Origin of the sequence: Turicibacter sp. H121 (assembly GCF_001543345.1) — a bacterium.
GTDB lineage: Bacteria > Bacillota_I > Bacilli_A > MOL361 > Turicibacteraceae > Turicibacter > Turicibacter bilis.
Window position 1 is genome coordinate 1,844,489 of the sequence record NZ_CP013476.1, and the last position, 18,227, is coordinate 1,862,715.

The window sequence follows — 18,227 nt, forward strand, 5'->3', positions numbered from 1 at the left end:
ATGCCAAAAAAGGTTTTAATTACCCTATCGCTTATGGGGGCAGCTCTTTGCAATCAAGATTATATGAAGACGGTTTTTGCGGAAGAAAGTCGACCTAGTGCCCTTTTAGAGCGTTCAAGTGTAAAAATAGCAATAACTATGGAAAATCTGAATTTGCGAGATAAAGCAAGCACAAGCGGGAGGATTTTAACGACAATTCCGAAAGGAAAGACAGTGACGATTCTTTCAGAAAAAGATGAAAATGGCTGGTATAAAGTAAGCTACGATGGAAAAACGGGATATGTGAGTAGATCTTATTTAACGACAAGTAATTCAACGCCAGCAGTGTCTAAAACAGGAACAGCAACAGAAAACTTAAACTTACGAGATCAACCGGGTACAAGTGGAAAGATTTTAACGACAATTCCGAAAGGAAAGACAGTGACGATTCTTTCAGAAAAAGATGAAAATGGCTGGTATAAAGTAAGCTACGGTGGAAAAACGGGATATGTGAGTGGATCTTATTTAACCACAAGCCCAAGTGGTTCAACGACCATAACGACTAAAACAGGAACGGCAACAGAAAACTTAAACTTGCGAAATCAAGCTAGTTTAAGTGGAAAGATTTTAACGACGATTCCGAAAGGGAAGACAGTGACAATTCTTTCAGAAAAAGATGAAAATGGTTGGTATAAAGTCAGTTATGATGGAAAAACGGGATATGCTATCAGCAATTATATTAAAGAAGATGATAGTAATTCCGAGGCAACAGAGAGTGCACCATCAAAGCCAACAGTATCTAAAACGGGAACAACAACAGAAAACTTAAACTTGCGAAATCAAGCTAGTTTAAGTGGAAAGGTTTTAATGACAATTCCGAAAGGAAAGACAGTAACAATTCTTTCAGAAAAAGATGAAAATGGTTGGTATAAAGTCAGTTATGATGGAAAAACGGGATATGCTATTAGCAATTATATTAAAGAAGGTGATAGTAATTCCGAGTCAACAGAGAGTACACCATCAACACCAGTTCCGATTGAAGGACAGCCAACAGAAAATTTAAACTTAAGAGATCAACCAAGTACAAGTGGAAAGATTTTAACGACGATTCCGAAAGGAAAGACAGTGACGATTCTTTCAGAAAAAAATGCGAATGGTTGGTATAAAGTAAGTTATAATGGCAAAACAGGATATGTGAGCGGTTCATATTTTAAGGTGACTAAATACGAAGAACTAGAAGAAACTGTTATTTGGACTGGAACTGTTAATACCAATGAAAGTATTGTTTACAAAACAGCTGATACTAGTGCAACTACTTTAACAACTTATCATGCTGGACAAAAGGTTGAAGTCGTTAAAGTACAAGGCGATTGGGTTAGAATTAAGTATAATGATACTTATGCATGGATGTTAAAAAAAGTTGTCACTCAAGGTAATTTACCAAATTCAACAATATTATGGGATGGAGAAATTGGTAAAGATACAAAGCTATATGCAACAAAAAGTACAACTAGTACAGTATTAAATTCATTAACTAAAGGAACAGTGGTCTATGTTATTGAAGAAGATGGAGATTGGTTGAAAATTAAGCATCACGATGGATATGGTTATGTTCAACGAGTAACTGTTATAAATCTTAGTATACCAACAATTCCGGAAAATATTCTTTGGACAGGAAAAACAACAGAGAATTTAAATGTTCGTAATTATCCCGATGTAAGTGGAATCCTTCTTGGAACATTAACTAAAGGAACCATTATTGAGGTTGTAAGTGAGGATTCAAAGGGATGGTTAAAGATTAAGTATGAACATGGATATGGATATGTAAATGGAAGTTATGTTCAAAAAGATGATTCCCAAACACCTGAAACACCAGAAACTACAAAGCAAATAGCTTATGTTTATAACTTAGATGGTGGAACACTAAATGTTCGACCACAACCGAATACTAGTCAGTCAGCTATTGGAAAATTATCTGAAGGAGAGGCTGTCACAATCGTAGGTGAATCTGGAAACTGGTATGAAATCGAATATAATAATTCAATAGCATACGTATCAAAAGATTATATTACGTTTACGCCGATAACACCTGAAACGCCAGAAATTACAAAGCAAATAGCTTATGTTTATAACTTAGATGGTGGGACACTAAATGTTCGACCACAACCGAATACTAATCAAGCAGCTATTGGAAAGTTAGCTGAAGGAGAGGCTGTCACAATTGTAGGTGAATCTGGAAATTGGTATGAAATCGAATATAATAATTCAACGGGATATGTATCAAAAGATTATATTACGTTTACGCCGATAACACCTGAAACGCCAGAAATTACAAAGCAAATAGCTTATGTTTATAACTTAGATGGTGGGACACTAAATGTTCGACCACAACCGAATACTAATCAAGCAGCTATTGGAAAGTTAGCTGAAGGAGAGGCTGTCACAATCGTAGGTGAATCTGGAAATTGGTATGAAATCGAATATAATAATTCAATGGGATATGTATCAAAAGATTATATTACGTTTACGCCGATAACACCTGAAACGCCAGAAATTACAAAGCAAATAGCTTATGTTTATAACTTAGATGGTGGGACACTAAATGTTCGACCACAACCGAATACTAGTCAGTCAGCTATTGGAAAATTAACTGAAGGAGAGGCTGTCACAATTGTAGGTGAATCTGGAAATTGGTATGAAATCGAATATAATAATTCAACGGGATATGTATCAAAAGATTATATTACGTTTACGCCGATAACACCTGAAACGCCAGAAATTACAAAGCAAATAGCTTATGTTTATAACTTAGATGGTGGGACACTAAATGTTCGACCACAACCGAATACTAGTCAGTCAGCTATTGGAAAATTAACTGAAGGAGAGGCTGTCACAATTGTAGGTGAATCTGGAAACTGGTACGAAATCGAATATAATAATTCAACGGGATATGTATCAAAAGATTATATTACGTTTAATAAACCAAATCAACATCCAGATGCTAATATTGATTTTGAAACTACACCACGTATAGGTGTGGTTATCGATAGTGTTACAAGTTTAAACATTCGACAAGAAGCTACAACTAACTCAGTTATTTTAGGAACATTAACAGCAAAAGATGAAGTAAGTATTATTGGTCGTTTCAATGATTTCTATAAAATTAGTTATGATGATAGCTATGCCTATGTTCATAAAGATTATGTCGGGGTTAAGGCAACAAGTAATTTAAATGGTCGTGTTAGTTATTTAACAACGGAATATAGCTATTCGTTAACTAAGTTTGCACAAATCCAACAAAGTTACACGTCCGGTACAATACAGTCAATTACAAGTTATTTGAATCCAAACAACCCGGCTAATGTTAACTATCTACTTCAATATTTACGCATTGATCAATTCCGAAGTTTTGATGTTGCTGGATTGAACAAAGAACTTCAAAATAAAGGAGTCCTTCATAATCAAGGTCAGATTTTCTATAATGCATCGAGATACTATAATATTGATCCTATTTTCTTTGTGTCTCAGTCTATTCATGAAACGAATTGGGGAACTAGTAATTTGGCTAAAGGAATTACAATTACAGAAATTGCAGATGAGAATAAACCAATTAAAGATTCTAGTGGAAAGATTATTGACTATGAGCGCATTCAATTAGATAAACCAGTGACGGTTTATAACTTATTTGGAATTGGGGCTAGGGATCATGCTCCCCGTTTATTAGGAACGACTTACGCTTATAAAAAAGGGTGGACAACTCCTGAAAAAGCAATCTTTGGTGCAGCTGAATTTATTTCTTTGAATTATATTAATTCACCAAAATATCAGCAAAATACTCCATTTAAAATTAAATATAATCAATTAAGTGCTAACCAATGGCATCAATATGCGACAACACCATGGTACGCTTATGAAATAGGAAATTATATGCATCGATTTGCTTATTTATATGACGACAATCAAGAGTTTTTATTAGATATTCCGGTTTATAAATAATAAAAATCCCCTAAAGTGTAGGATGTTTACATAACCTACTCTCTAGGGGATTTTTTATATTTTTAAAAATATTTTTTTAGTTTTGGAACAAGATATCTTGCTCTCCTTGATAAGGGAAACTTGTAATTTCTTTTGAGTCTAAATTAGCATTTGATAATTTAACGGCATTGATACGTCGATTGTAATAATCGGTATAATAGTAAGTTCCACTTTCTTGACACATCGCTGATTTATACACGGTATAATTCATTGAGCCATCGGGATCAACTTCAGACCCTTTAATAACTGTTACCCCTGTTAACACGTTGAGGAAAGCAGTAACGCCACTGATTTCATCATTCGCTTCAACGATTGAATCTCTAAAGAAGACCGTTCTAACAAATCGTGCAGCAGGTGAAGCATCTCCTGGAATTCCACACATTCCTAAACCATGACCATATGGATGAAGCAGTAAATCTCCCATTTGTTTTGGAGCCGGTGTTGCTTTTTCAAGGGTAACATACTGTCTTAAATTAGTTAAGTGCCAATCAAAAGTTGGGTCATTCGTTAAAACACCAACTGGATTTTCATGAATATGCATACCGTCGGCCATATTTTCAATCACGATACTACGCCCAGATAAATCAGTGAACATCCAGTGAAGACCTGCAACTGGAAGCTCATGCTCAAATGGAATATTAGTCAGTACTAAATTTTCTAACGCTTGACGTAACTCATTTAAATCCGCAAAGTTACTAAGTGCCCAGTATACAAAGTCAGATGCGGAGATATTTATTTTTCCATCGATGGCATTTTCATTAAATTTAGCAAAGTGCGTAAAGTTTAATCCACCACCAGCTAATCCTTTTTCATTGACTGCATCAAAAAGAAGTGGATGATTATCTACAACGATTCCCATTCCAATACACGCATATTTAGAAGCTAATGTTTCACCATTTACGACATTTAGCCAATTGAAATTTCTTGGAATGATATGAACAGATTGTCCGTATGAAGCGGGAACATCTAAATTTCTACCAAAGAAGTGTTTTCCATCTTTAGTAGTTAAACTTAACCCTGTACACATTTTCGAGTCCTCCTAACTAAGCCACTAGAGTGCTAATTAATTACTGTTTTAAGATTTGTCAAAGCTCATTCAATTATTCAAATTAATGTTAATTTATCAAAAAGACATCAAGGCTTATTCAAATCCTTGATGTCTTTTTACGAAATAGGGTGATTCGTATAACTCAACAAATTTATTTTTCTTCATTCTCAAGCGATTATGTTAAGATTAAGAAAAAAGTTTTAAAATTTTGAAGATTTTTTGAGGAGAAGTTCGGATAGATAGATGCTACGTGTCTAGGGAGGTTTTGAGATGGAATTGGAGAAGGTGATTCAGGTCGTGTTAACGACCGATAAACAGGCGTATGAACAAATTATAAAGCGTTATTATTCATCCATTTATCATTATGTTTATCAGCAGGTGGGGGATGTTGAGGTGAGTAAGGAGTTATGCCAGGATATTTTCTTTGAGGCATATCGTTCGCTTAAGCGTTATAATTCGAAAAAGGCGTCTTTCCAGACGTGGCTTTATAAGATTGCGAATTATCGTTGTATTGATTATTTGCGAAGCAAGGCGTATCAACAGCGCACGTTTGATGGGGAAGATGAATTAGAGACTTTATCTGAAAGCTCAGACGATGCCTTAACAAGATTAATTAAAGAAGAGAAAGCACAAAAGATTAATCAGCTGATGCGAACTTGTTTAAAACCAAAGTATGAACGGATTATGAGGTATTATTTTTATGCAGATTTAAGTCCACAGGAAATTGCAATATTAGAAAAAACATCAGTTAAAACAATTTACACGATTATTAAGCGGAGTTTAGATAAATTAAAGATTGCTTTAGGAGGCGATTGTCATGAATAAAGAGATTCAACACATTGATGTGAGTCAAGAAGCTAAGTTGATTATGGATCGAATTGATAATTATGAAAAACAAAAAAGGTCAACAGTTCATATGATCAAACCACTGACCGCTATCGCAGCAGTTGCTGTCTTATTTTTACTTCCACTTTTTTCGAATGATGATGGTTCATATGGAGTGACAAGAATTAGCGCCAATGAATACCGTTTAAATGTGTTTGGAGAAGAAATTTATTTTAATCTTCATGGCTATGTTGAAAATCCAAATCTTATTCAGCTTACGGATGATATCTATACGTATGAAAATCAAGTAAAGTATTTAGATGTTACATCGCAGATAGAGGTGGATATGATTGAGGTTGAGGATTATTTATTTTTAACTTTATCACAGAATGATAAGATTTTAGACTATTTACTAGTGAATAATATTAGCAAAAAAGGCTTTGTTAGTGAAACAACAATCGGATTAGCCCGTGTTAATCGAGAATTTACCAATTTTAATGAAGAGATGAAAGAGATTATTGAATTAACAAAAAATTATCCATTTGAAGTTAATAAAGACAAAGTATGTACAGAGTTGACTGCCAATGAAAAAGTAAATGAATTAAGTCAAGAAGACTTAGAGGATTATAAATGGTTCTTATCACTTCGAAATGAAGGAGCTTGTATGACTAGTTTAGTTAAGTCTATTGATTATATAGTTTACTTAGATGGAACTGTTAATAATATTGGAGACATTATTCCTCAAGAAAGTGAGATTTATGTGAATTCTAATCCGAAAATAGAGAGTTCGTTCCCCATTAAAATTGAAGATAAAGGAATGATATTTAGTTGGCCTACTATACATAAAAGACAGGGGATTTCTATTAAGTTCTTCGATGATTATTCTTTTGACGATGATATTTCCTTTGAAGGAAATAGTTTGATTGCGGTATTATTAGGTCTAGAGATTGATTTTAATGATTTGAATCCTGATGAATATGAAATCGATGTTTTAGTTGATGGGGCCCCGCTAGATTTTATGTTTGAAAAAGTTAATCAGTCAACGATGTATTTAATATCTGAAGTTTTTACAGAGGAAGCAGAGGGTGATGATGAAATAAAAACTATCAATAAACCAATCGAGATTATTATTACTGATAAGAAGTCTACTAACGAAGTCGTTAGAGTCAGAGATAATCTTAACTGGTCAATTAGTAGATATCATGAACATTAGGATGAAATTTAATATATTCGAAATATTCAATTAAAAAAACCTCTCGTTCGAGAGGTTTTTTAGGTACAAGAAATAATGCATTGATTAAAGGTTTCACAGGTTAGAACAATGGTATCTCCTTGTTGGATAAGTGTATCACCTTTTGGGGTGATACTTGTTCCATCCTGACGTTTGATTAAGATAATTAAAGTTTGAGGTGGAAGATCAAGGTCTTTGATTTCTTTACTAAGCCAAGGATGATTTTTATCAATATTAATCTCATTAAGCGTGAGATTAGTTTGTTCGTGAAAACTGGTGCCACTGACAACGAGTTGATCACCAGGTAAAATCATCGTTTGTCCATTCGGGATAATTGTCTGTTCATTGCGTTTAATCATTAAAATTAAGGTGTCGGTGAGGTTTAGTTCACTAATGAGACGATTTGCCCAGTTATGGGTTGGGGTGATAAAGATTTGGAGCAAGGGAAGGTGTTCTTCTTCCTGGTAGTCAGTGAACGTTTTGAGGACGTTGTCGTTATCATCAATCATCGCGAGTTTATGGGCGATAGCGGGAAGCAATGTTCCTTGTAAGGTCACTGAGATGAGACAGATGCAAAAACTAATATGGAAAATATCATACGTGGTATCCGATCCTTTTAAAACAACTAAGATAGCAAAGACGATGGAAGAGGCTCCACGAAGACCAGACCAAGATAAGAGGAGTTTTTGGGAAACGGTACTTTTAAAGGGCTTCATTAATAAGAAGGTTGTTAATGGACGAGCGACAAAGGTTAGCCATAAAAAGATAAGGATAGCAGGTAGTAAAATGGTGGGCATTTGGGATGGGAAGGATAGAAGTCCAAGTAGGAAGAAGATTAGAATTTGAGCTAATCCGGTGAGACCATCAAAGAAGTTTACTAAAGTTACTTTATCTGGGATGGCTCCATTTCCAATAATGATTCCGGCTAGATAAGTTGCTAAATATCCATTTCCACCGATAGCTGTTGGAAGAGCATACGTTAAAAGCGCAATGGCCAAGACGAAGATTGTTTCTAAGCCATCCATCATAAAGTTAACTCTTCTTAAGATAATAACGGTAATCATCCCAATGCAAACACCAAATAGTGTCCCGAATCCCAGTTGATTCAGTAAGAGAAGGGGGATTTCACTTAGGTTAGCAGTTTGATTCATTAAATCGATGAGAAGAAGGGTCAGCATGTAAGCCATTGGGTCATTACTTCCGCTTTCAAGCTCTAAAATAGAGGCAGTTCCATCTTTAAGGTTTAATTTTTTCGAACGTAAGATTGAGAAGACGGATGCTGCATCGGTTGAACTGATGATAGCCCCAATGAGTAAACTTTCAATGAGTTCAAGATGAAGAAAGAAGTAACAAAAAAGTCCTGTTATAGCTGCTGTTAAAAGGACACCTAGTGTAGATAAGACTAAAGCGGGTTTCATGACCGGTCTAGCTGTTTTCCAATTGGTTCCGAACCCCCCATAGAAAATAATGAAGATTAAGGCGATGGTACATAATTGTTCGGTGAGATGATAATCATTGAAGGCCACTTTAAAAAAGCCATCTGATCCAAAGATCATCCCAAGAAGAATGAAAAATAGTAAAGAAGGAAGACCCAGTTGGTGAGTCAGCCTGCTAAGTAAAATACAAGCCATTAAAATAATGGCACAGACCATTAAGGAAAACTCCATACAAAACCTCCTTTGCTTATATGTCATTTTATGAGATGAGTAGAATTAAATATGAATGATAAAAGAGATGACAGCTTAGTATCATCTCTTTAGAAAATAGGTTTATATTTCGTCTGATTATTCATTAAACTTCTGTTACCTGTTAATCAAAGGTTTCTTGGTGTCCCTTTTAATAAAGATGATCGATAATTTGCTTATATTAATAAATCATGACAAGTAGATGCCTGATGATAAACTTCCCTGTTTTAATCACTTATACACTAACATGATTTAACCAGCTGATTAATATAATGATAATAAAATAGGGAGGGATAGCGACGTGGGAAAAGCAAAGATTATATCAATTATTAATTATAAGGGCGGCGTCGGAAAAACGGTCAGTGCCTTTAATATCGCAGCGGGACTAAACTTTTTAAATGGACACTCTGTCTTACTCATCGATTTAGATCCACAGTGTTCATTGAGTCGGGTTTGTTTGACAGCATACAATCATAAAAAAAATAAAACAATTAATTTAGAGGGCTTGTCAGTTAATGAAACAATTAATCATGTTTTTCGAACCAATTTAAATCAGGATATTTTAGATTTTGATTATCGGATTAATTTAGATAAACTTATTAAGAAAGATTTTTATACTGGAAGTAGAACTAGATTAAAAGGGTTTGATTTTATTCCATCTTCGATGTATATGCCATTATCTAAAGGATATATTCGAGGATTAGATGAACTTGAGGGAGATATTCGTTGTAAGTATAGTTATGATACTCATGCGATATTAAAGCAGGCAACAATTTTAGCTCAATTTATTAAAGAGTATAACTTAGAAAATCAATATGATTTTATTATTTTTGATTGCCCACCATCGAATAATATCATTACTCAAAACGCTTTACTTATTTCAGACTATTATTTAATTCCTGCTGTGATGGATGATATGGGAAGCCAAGGGGTTGAGCATGTCAAAAATATCATTCAAAATACTTTTATTCATAACTTGTTAAATGAATATAAGACAATAATTGATTTATCGCCAAATTCATCATATTTATCATTATTAAAAAAAGGGAAACCACAATTATTAGGAATTTTTGAAACTTTAAAAAAGACAGGTGCGAATACAGATTTAGCCAGGGGAAGGGTAAGTAAGGATAATCCCGGAAAATTATTCGATTCTATTATTTATAATCAAGTAGATGTGCCACGAGGGATTGATAAAGGAGAGTGTTGTTTTACAAGTAGCAATTCCCGGCTTAAAAATGCAACCAATGAATCATATGGAAATCTCGTCTTTGAAATTTTAAATCGATTGTCGATTAAAAAATCTCCTAATGCTCGTAAAGTGACTGATATTTTATAGTGGGGAGGAATTTAATTTGAAAGTAATTATTAATGCTTTAAAAGTATATCAAGATATTTATAGAAAGATTAAAGGGGAAACTTGTGAAGAAGTGGAGGAATTTATACAGTTATTAAAATCTTATGAGAAATTAAGTATTACAGAGTTTTCTAACAAACTAGAGGGAATGAAGGAGGAGCCAAAGGAAAAAAAGAATCAGAATGTTGATATCAAAACTTTAGGAAAATATTACTATGCGTTTTCACACTCGAGCCAATTAATGACAGATGAATTGAAAGATTTTTTAGAAAAAAATAAGAATCAATTATTTATTAAAGCTTTAAATTGTGGGTTAGAAGAAGCATATAACTTTATTGAGTGTATTGAGTTAAAAACATTAAAAACAAATCAATTGAAGTTTTTAGGGTATGCATTAGTTGATATAGAAGTAAGAGGAAAAAATAAAGCAGAACAGAAAAAATATCTACTACAAACTTTATGGAAGGTTATCGAGAACCAAAAAATGAACGAGATTTATGAGAGTGCATTGTAGGGAAGAGTTTTAATTAGGTTTAGGGGGATGTAAGGTGAGGGTGGTTTGGAGTATTTTAGTTTGTTTGTGTTTAGTGGGATGTATGAATCCTAAAAATAAGGCGATTGGCGTTTATGATACAAGTCAGTTACCTAGTGATTTTGGTGGTGGAGAAGCTTACGAAATTGGTATGAATCAAGATGGAAAGCCGGTATTTGTTAATCCAGATGCAGCTTTTAAACAAATCGTAACTGATTATAAAGATGGCTTTAAAGCCATCCAAAAAGAGTACTATTTATTTCCTATCACAAAGTTAACGTGGCGACGGTATGGTTATTATGGCTGGCAGTTAACCCATGAGGATGAAGAAATTATTGATCAAGGCTATGAAATATCCCGCTTCTTTGAAATATATAAAAATAGTTTTTAAGGTTCCTATCGTTAGGGACTTTTTTTATTATTTTATCCATCAAACAAAGAGTGTGATTTAAGTTTAGTTCTTCAAATACTCTGATATTAAGATTTTCTATAGAAAATTTCTCATGACTTATCTCATAAAAGGCCATGAAATAAGAGAACTGGCGGCGATAAAAAGGACAATTATTCATTTGAAATAAAGAGCAAGAGTTTTTAAGTAAAGGATTAAATTTTATCAATAGCCGAAGCTACTCCTAATTCTTTATTAAGTAAGTTAATGCCTCAGGGGGAAACAAACCTCTGCAAGGATTAATAAAGTAAAGTGTTCATGATTTCATCGCCATATTGTGAAAAAATAACTAACATTAATAGAAATGTAAAGATAATGATAACATTTAAGAATTGATAAGTCATTGATTTAATGAAACTAGGTTTTTCATCTAAATGAATGGATTTGATAGTTAAATAGATATTATTAAAAAAAGCAAATAGTAGACTTGTCATAATAATGCTTAATACGAGTAACTTTATGTACATGTTATATCTCCCTTTCATCTTTTCTGATAACGATAGTATAGCCTTTATTGTTGGTGAAAGTGAGTGATAGTCGTATAATTTTATTGAATTTAAATTATTACTCTATTATTGAAAAAAACTTAGCTACCTACCATTGAATTTTTTTGGATGGATGTATTATCAGCTATTGATTGGAAATAACAGATGTTAAAAAGGAGTATGGTGAGATGAAGGCAGTTCTATTTGATGTGGATGATACGTTATATGATCAGGTGATTCCTTTTCAAAAGGCGTATGAAGAATTATTTAAAGGGAGTTTTGAACTTTCAATTGAAGAGTTATATAAACGAAGTCGTTATTATAGTGATGAAGTGTTTGAAGCTACTCAGCGTGGAGAAATGTCGATGGAGGCCATGTATATTTATCGTGTACAAAAAGCCTTTGAGAGTTTTGGTATAAGTGTCACAGATGATGAAGCATTAGAGTTTCAACGACTTTATGCAGGTAATCAAAAGAAATTAGAAATTTCTGAAACGATGCGAACAATCATTGAACTCTGTCAAAAACATGAGATTATGATGGGGGTTATTACAAATGGACCTTCACAGCATCAATGGAATAAAGTGAAGGCATTGAAGGTAATGGAGTTTATTCGAGAGGAATATATTTTCGTCTCAGGAGATATTGGAGTTGCTAAACCGCAGATTGGAATCTTTCAGCATGTAGAAAAAATAATGAACCTTAATCCAGAGGAGACATTATTTATTGGAGATACGTTTCAGAGTGATATTATAGGTGCCAAGGGAGCTGGTTGGAAAGCTATTTGGTTAAACCGCCACCATGCAGAGCATCCAGAAGGGAATATTCAAGCGGATTATTGTATCCATGATGAAGCAGAGCTTTATAAATTAGTGTTAAACTTTATAACTAATGAAGCTATCTAATATAGATAGCTTTTTTTGTCGAGTGACTTCTATTCTTTCATTTACTTTCTATAATTGAAAAGAGGATGAGAGGAGGAACGAGATGAAACTTAAAGAGAAGATGGTAGCTGTCCCTATTATTAAACATCCAATGGTTTATTTGTTGCTTGTCTTAGTTTTTCTGGCGATGTTAAGGACGCCAATTTTATCTGTTTTTTCAAGACCAGAAATGATTTTAATGATATACTTAGGGATATTTTTAATTTTTTCAGTGACAGTTGGATTCAAAGAAATTGGACCTTTCTATAATAAGGGAGGCGGAATCATCAATTTAATTGGAATAACAGGGGCTGTTTATGTCTGTGGGATTTTAGCGGAAAGTTTTACAGGATATTTCTTATCAGCAAATGACCCTCAATTATTGAATCAATATACCTTTCATTTATCTGGGCCATATGTCTTGAATCAGTTAGCACGATATTCACTTGTCGGAATTGGAGAGGAAATTTTTAAATTATGTGTGTTTTTTATCCTGTATTGGCTTGGGGTTAAAGTTAGTAAACATAAGCTTGGTTCATGTATCATTTCCGTGATTGTGACGAGTTTTTTCTTTGGGCTTTTACATAGTAATTATAATTATGATCAGTGGTTGAATATTACGTTGATTATTGGAGTGGGGGCACTTGTTTATTTTTATTTTCTATTTAAGTATCAGACGATTGTGCCATTAATGATTGCTCATGGATTACAAGATTTTTTGGTCTCACTGGAGCATACGGAAGAGTTAACAGGAATTTATTCATTGTTTTTAGTGGGACTCATTTTAATTTGGTTTATTGCTCGATTTGGATTCGGGATTAAAGTAAAGACGGAAAGATGACTTGGTCATCTTTTTTTGATGGAATTTTTTATGAATTTTGATTTTTGTGATTTAAGTTTGATTTAAGGTTGGGAGTTTATAGTAATAACGAAGAGATGAGAAGTTAATACACAAGGAGGAAATAAGAATGTATGTATTGAAAAATGCATTGAAGAGTGTTTCACGCTCCATGGGAAGAAATATTTTAATTGGAATTATTGTTTTAGTCATTTCAATTTCATGTTGTATCGGGCTATCTATTCGCCAAGCTGCGGAAAGTGCAAGAACACAGACGTTAGATTCAATGAGTGTTACTGCTCAAATTTCAGTCGATCGTCAAGCGATGATGCAGCAAATGATGAATAATGGTAATGGTGAAGGTAGATTTGATAAATCAGCATTTACTCAGGTTTCAAGTTTATCAATTGATGAGATGCAAATTTATGCCGAAGCGGATTCGGTTAAATCGTTCTATTATACATCAACGATTTCATTAAATGGAACAGATGAATTTGAAGCTATCTCAACGACAAGTTCAAGTTCTGAATCATCGATAGATTCGATGATGGGGAAAGCTGGTATGGAAATGCCAGGAATGGATAGTGGAAAAGGTGGCGGATTCCAAAAAGGTGGAATGGGTGTACAAGGTGATTTCACGATTATTGGATATAGTTCAGATGAAGCGATGACAGACTTTGTAGCAGGAACTTCAACGTTAATAGATGGAAAAATGTTTGAAGAAGGAACAGAGTTATTAGATTGTGTGATTTCAGATGAATTAGCTATTTATAATGATTTAGCTGTAGGAGATACGATTACAGTAGTCAATCCAAATCATGAAGAGGAAACTTATACGTTAAACGTTGTTGGAATTTATAATAACAGTCAATCAACCACTTCAAGTAGTGAAGTGATGCAAGGATTCTCAGCAGCTAGTGATCCAGCGAATCGTATTTATATGAGTTACAACGCTGTTCAGGCGATTGCTAAAGCTTCAGAAGAAGGGGCAGTTGTTTCAACTGATGAAACAACGGGTATGGAAACAACAACGGCTATTCCATCTCAAGTTTCAGGAACATATGTCTTTGCAAATGTTGATGAATATTATACGTTTGAATCAGAAGTACGCGATTTAGGATTAGATGAAACCTATACCGTTTCATCAACTGATTTAGCAGCTTATGAACAAAGTTTATTACCATTAGAAAACTTAAGTCAAATGGCGGGTTATTTCTTAGCCGTTGTGTTTGGAATTGGCGCAATCATTTTAGTGGTTTTAAATATTTTTAATGTTCGTGAACGTAAGTATGAAATTGGAGTTTTAACTGCCATTGGAATGAAAAAAGGGAAAGTTGCGATGCAATTTTTAGTGGAAAGTTTTGTAGTCACATTAGTAGCGTTAGTGATTGGAGCAGGAATTGGGGCGATGTCATCCGTTCCAGTAACAAATACATTATTAGCTTCTCAAATTGAAGCTCAAAGTAATAATATGATGCAAACTGAGGCTTCATTTGGTCGTCCAACATCAGGAGCGATGGGAGGGATGACTGGAATCATTGGTGGTAAAGGGCAGGCGATGGCAGCTGTTGATTATATTTCAAACGTTACGTCAGCCACTGATTTCACGGTATTAATGCAGTTACTAGGAATCGGTATTGTCTTAACGTTAGTTGCAAGTGTTGTTTCGATTATTTTCATTACACGTTATGAACCGTTAAGAATTTTATCAAATCGTGACTAAGGAGTGAGAAGAATGTCAGTTTTAAAGCTTGAGAATATTAGTTTTACTTATGATAAAAAACCAATTTTTAAAAATCTAAACTTGCAGTTTGAAAAAGGAAAAGTTTATGCCATTGTTGGAAAGTCGGGAACTGGGAAAACAACGCTATTATCAGTGCTTTCAGGTTTAGCCGCTCCCACATCAGGAAACGTTTATTATAAAGGCCAAGATGTGGAGAAAATGAATAAGTATGACTTTCGTAGTAAATATGTTGGTGTTGTTTTTCAAAGCTTCAATCTATTAACAAAATTTACAGCTTTTGAGAATGTCAGTTTATCAATGGATATTGCAAACTTTAATGTGAATGATAAGAAACAATATGTGTATGATTTATTAGAAAGTGTGGGATTAGATAGTGAGCAGGCAAATAGCCGTATTTTAAAACTATCAGGAGGACAGCAACAACGTGTCGCCATTGCACGTGCCCTATCTTATCAACCAGAAGTCATTTTAGCAGATGAACCAACTGGAAACTTAGATGGAGAAACAGAGGCTGAAATTATTAAAATTCTAAGGGATTTAGCCAATCAAGGAAAATGTGTCATCATCGTTACCCATACACCAGCAGTTGCTAAAGCAGCTGATCATATTTATGACTTGTCAAAATTAAAAAATGCAAAATAATAAAAAGAGACGTCTATCATTGAATGGACGTCTCTTTTTGAGTTTAATTGCCGTTAAAGATATATTAATGGTTGATAAAAAATCAATGAGGGTCAAGTTGTTTGATATGTGAAAAGCTCTTGCTTTTTGAGAACATAAAAAGAGAAGTCATATCTAATTTGTTAGATGACTTCTCTTTAAAAAGTTTTTATTTAGGAAGGGTTATCCCCATACTTCTTCTGCAATTTCTCTTACTAAGTTAATTTTTTTCCATTGTTCTTCTTCAGTTAAAATATTACCTTCTTCCGTTGAAGCAAATCCACATTGAGTACTTAAGCATAATCTTTCTAATGGAACGTATTGTGATGCTTCTTTGATTCGGGCAATAATTGTTGATTTATCTTCAAGTGTTGGATATTTAGAGGTAATCAGACCAAGAACAACGAGTTTTTCTTCTGATACTTCTTTTAATGGTCCGAAATCTCCAGAACGATCATTATCAAATTCTAGGTAATATCCATGTACGTTTTCTTTTCCGAATAATGTTTTAGATACTGGTCCGTATCCTCCGCTACTTGCCCATGTTGAGTGATAGTTTCCTCGACAGACATGCGTTGTTACTACAAGGTCAGCTGGTAAATTGGCAATCGCCTCATTGTTTAGTTTTACGTAAAGCTGTTGTAATTGTTCTAAACCACCTGCAGCATCTGCAAAATATTTTGCGAAATTACTATCACAAAGCATTCCCCATGTACAGTCATCTAATTGTAGATGACGGCAGCCTTCATTATATAATGCAAGAATAAAGTCATGGTAAGCTTGTGTTAAATCAGTGTAAAGTTCCTCGCGATTTGGATAAATACGGTTAAGGTGTTCTTCATTATCTGCTCGAACTAATTCGGCAAAAATTTGTGAAGGTGCAGGAATGGTTTGTTTAACAAGTGCGCGGTCACCAACCACTTCTTTTAAAAATTTAAAGTGATCGATGAATGGATGGTGTGTAAATTTAATTTTACCACAAACTCTTGCAGAGTCTGGACGTGTTTCTTCTCCGTGGAAAATATATCCTTGATCCATTACGTTATGCTCAATTCCATCAAATCCCCACATGAAATCAAGGTGCCAATAGCTACGTCGGAACTCTCCGTCTGTTACTGATTTTAATCCCGCTTCAAGTTGTTTTTCCACTAAGTTACGAATACAAGCATCTTCAACTTCTGTAAGTTGTGCTGCACTAATCTCATTTTTTGCAAAAGCTTCACGCGCTGATTTTAACGCTTCTGGACGAAGAAAGCTCCCTACAATATCATATCGAAATGGTGCATGTTTTCTTTGTGTTAATGTATTCCCCATATTTTATCCCCCTTGTGATTTGTTATGAGATTAATTTATCACAAAAGGTTGGTTATGTGTTAATACTAATAAATAATGGTGACATATAGATAAAAACTATACCAAAGATTGATAATGTACAATGTAAAGGCGTAAATGTTCTAAATATCGTTCACTCATTTCACTTAATGGATGATCCGTTGGATGGATATATCCAATCTCCATCATTTCATCGCTTTGAAGTGGAATGGATACAATTTCTGTTCCATTTAAGTCACTACTTAAAATACCCGAAGAAATCGTATAACCATTTAACCCGATTAACAGATTAAATAAAGTGGCTCGATCGGAGACGATGATATTTTTAGGACTTTCTATCGTACTGTGTAGCTCCTCAGAAAAATAGAAGGAGTTATTGGTTCCCTGTTCATACGTAAGTCGTGGGAATTCTTTTAAGTCTTCTAACATCACTTTTTTACGCGTTGCAAGAGGGTTGTTTCGACTGACAAATACATGTGGTTTTGCTGTGAAAAGAGGAACAAATTGCATCTCATCGTTTTGTAAAATTCGTTGAATCACTTCACGGTTAAAATGGCTTAAAAAAATAATTCCTAGCTCACTTCTTTTCGTACGCACATCTTCGATAATATCAAAGGTTCGCGATTCACGTAGTGAAAACTCATATTTATTTTCCCCATATTCTTTAACTAACGCAACGAAAGCATTGACGACAAAGGCATAGTGCTGTGAAGAGATAGCAAATACTCGTCGTACAGGTGTTTTGAACTTATATTGTTGTTCTAACAATTCCGCCTGTTCAACGACTTGCCTTGCGTAAGAGAGAAATTTAATACCATCTTCTGATAAATACACCCCCCGATTATTTCGATAGAAAATAGTAATTCCCATTTCTTTTTCTAAATCGGCAATTGCTTTGGAAAGGCTAGGTTGTGTAATATATAGTTTTTGTGCGGCGGAGCTAATTGAACCGGATTGCACCACTTGAATAATATATTTTAGCTGTTGTAGAGTCATATCTTTTCTCCCAATCTAAATTTTAATTACTACATTTTACCATATAATATTTATGCCGCCAATTCACTGTCAAATGATGAAGTATTTTATAGATGAAAAGATAATACAA

The 18,227-nt window shown here is 34.1% G+C and carries 15 protein-coding genes; 10 read left to right on the forward strand and 5 right to left on the reverse strand.

Going from position 1 to position 18,227, the window contains the following annotated elements:
• Positions 1–3,975, forward strand: coding sequence for an SH3 domain-containing protein (locus AT726_RS08900; protein ID WP_068759414.1), 3,975 nt, complete (start codon positions 1–3; stop codon positions 3,973–3,975).
• 76 nt (positions 3,976–4,051) lie between these two features.
• Here the strand turns inward: AT726_RS08900 and bsh are convergent, their stop codons facing one another.
• The gene (bsh, locus tag AT726_RS08905; protein ID WP_055276909.1) at positions 4,052–5,041 is read right to left on the reverse strand and encodes a choloylglycine hydrolase; all 990 of its coding nucleotides are present in this window, start codon (positions 5,039–5,041) and stop codon (positions 4,052–4,054) included.
• A 291-nt stretch (positions 5,042–5,332) separates the two neighbouring features.
• Between bsh and AT726_RS08910 the strand changes: the two genes are divergently transcribed.
• The gene (locus AT726_RS08910) at positions 5,333–5,887 is read left to right on the forward strand and encodes an RNA polymerase sigma factor (RefSeq protein ID WP_055244288.1); all 555 of its coding nucleotides are present in this window, start codon (positions 5,333–5,335) and stop codon (positions 5,885–5,887) included.
• Positions 5,880–7,100 carry a hypothetical protein gene (locus AT726_RS08915; protein WP_068759415.1) on the forward strand — a complete coding sequence of 407 codons (1,221 nt, stop codon included), beginning with the start codon at positions 5,880–5,882 and terminating at the stop codon, positions 7,098–7,100. Before AT726_RS08910 ends, AT726_RS08915 begins: the two co-directional genes overlap by 8 nt.
• A gap of 59 nt (positions 7,101–7,159) precedes the next feature.
• Here the strand turns inward: AT726_RS08915 and AT726_RS08920 are convergent, their stop codons facing one another.
• On the reverse strand, positions 7,160–8,785 hold the full coding sequence (locus tag AT726_RS08920; RefSeq protein ID WP_068759416.1) for a potassium/proton antiporter: 1,626 nt from the start codon (positions 8,783–8,785) through the stop codon (positions 7,160–7,162).
• Positions 8,786–9,104: 319 nt separating this feature from the next.
• On the opposite strand from AT726_RS08920, the gene AT726_RS08925 reads away from it, so the two are divergent.
• From AT726_RS08925 to AT726_RS08935, 3 genes are read left to right on the forward strand one after another with little or no spacing between them, the layout of a single operon-like run.
• Positions 9,105–10,142 carry a ParA family protein gene (locus tag AT726_RS08925; RefSeq protein ID WP_068759417.1) on the forward strand — a complete coding sequence of 346 codons (1,038 nt, stop codon included), beginning with the start codon at positions 9,105–9,107 and terminating at the stop codon, positions 10,140–10,142.
• Between the two features lie 16 nt (positions 10,143–10,158).
• Positions 10,159–10,674, forward strand: a complete 516-nt coding sequence (locus AT726_RS08930; protein WP_068759418.1) for a hypothetical protein — start codon at positions 10,159–10,161, stop codon at positions 10,672–10,674.
• A 34-nt stretch (positions 10,675–10,708) separates the two neighbouring features.
• Positions 10,709–11,083, forward strand: a complete 375-nt coding sequence (locus tag AT726_RS08935) for a hypothetical protein (protein WP_055244276.1) — start codon at positions 10,709–10,711, stop codon at positions 11,081–11,083.
• 296 nt (positions 11,084–11,379) lie between these two features.
• Here AT726_RS08935 and AT726_RS08940 read toward each other — a convergent pair whose 3' ends face one another.
• Complete coding sequence (locus AT726_RS08940; RefSeq protein WP_055304949.1) at positions 11,380–11,607, reverse strand: hypothetical protein; 228 nt, start codon at positions 11,605–11,607, stop codon at positions 11,380–11,382.
• A gap of 206 nt (positions 11,608–11,813) precedes the next feature.
• Here AT726_RS08940 and AT726_RS08945 point away from each other — a divergent pair, with 206 nt between their 5' ends.
• The 4 genes from AT726_RS08945 (at position 11,814) to AT726_RS08960 (ending at position 15,772) form a co-directional block, all read left to right on the forward strand.
• Positions 11,814–12,530, forward strand: coding sequence for an HAD family hydrolase (locus AT726_RS08945; RefSeq protein ID WP_068759419.1), 717 nt, complete (start codon positions 11,814–11,816; stop codon positions 12,528–12,530).
• Positions 12,531–12,612: 82 nt separating this feature from the next.
• A complete protein-coding gene (locus AT726_RS08950; protein ID WP_055276922.1) occupies positions 12,613–13,389 on the forward strand; it encodes a CPBP family intramembrane glutamic endopeptidase in 777 nt (258 codons plus the stop codon).
• Positions 13,390–13,516: 127 nt separating this feature from the next.
• On the forward strand, positions 13,517–15,109 hold the full coding sequence (locus tag AT726_RS08955; RefSeq protein ID WP_070099777.1) for an ABC transporter permease: 1,593 nt from the start codon (positions 13,517–13,519) through the stop codon (positions 15,107–15,109).
• Between the two features lie 12 nt (positions 15,110–15,121).
• Entirely contained in the window at positions 15,122–15,772 is a 651-nt protein-coding gene (locus tag AT726_RS08960; protein WP_068759420.1) for an ABC transporter ATP-binding protein, read from the forward strand.
• 201 nt (positions 15,773–15,973) lie between these two features.
• Here AT726_RS08960 and AT726_RS08965 read toward each other — a convergent pair whose 3' ends face one another.
• Together AT726_RS08965 and AT726_RS08970 are read right to left on the reverse strand one after the other, a co-directional pair.
• Positions 15,974–17,104, reverse strand: a complete 1,131-nt coding sequence (locus AT726_RS08965) for a 5-methyltetrahydropteroyltriglutamate--homocysteine S-methyltransferase (RefSeq protein WP_055276924.1) — start codon at positions 17,102–17,104, stop codon at positions 15,974–15,976.
• Positions 17,105–17,200: 96 nt separating this feature from the next.
• Complete coding sequence (locus tag AT726_RS08970; protein ID WP_068759421.1) at positions 17,201–18,118, reverse strand: LysR family transcriptional regulator; 918 nt, start codon at positions 18,116–18,118, stop codon at positions 17,201–17,203.
• Positions 18,119–18,227: the final 109 nt, after the last annotated feature.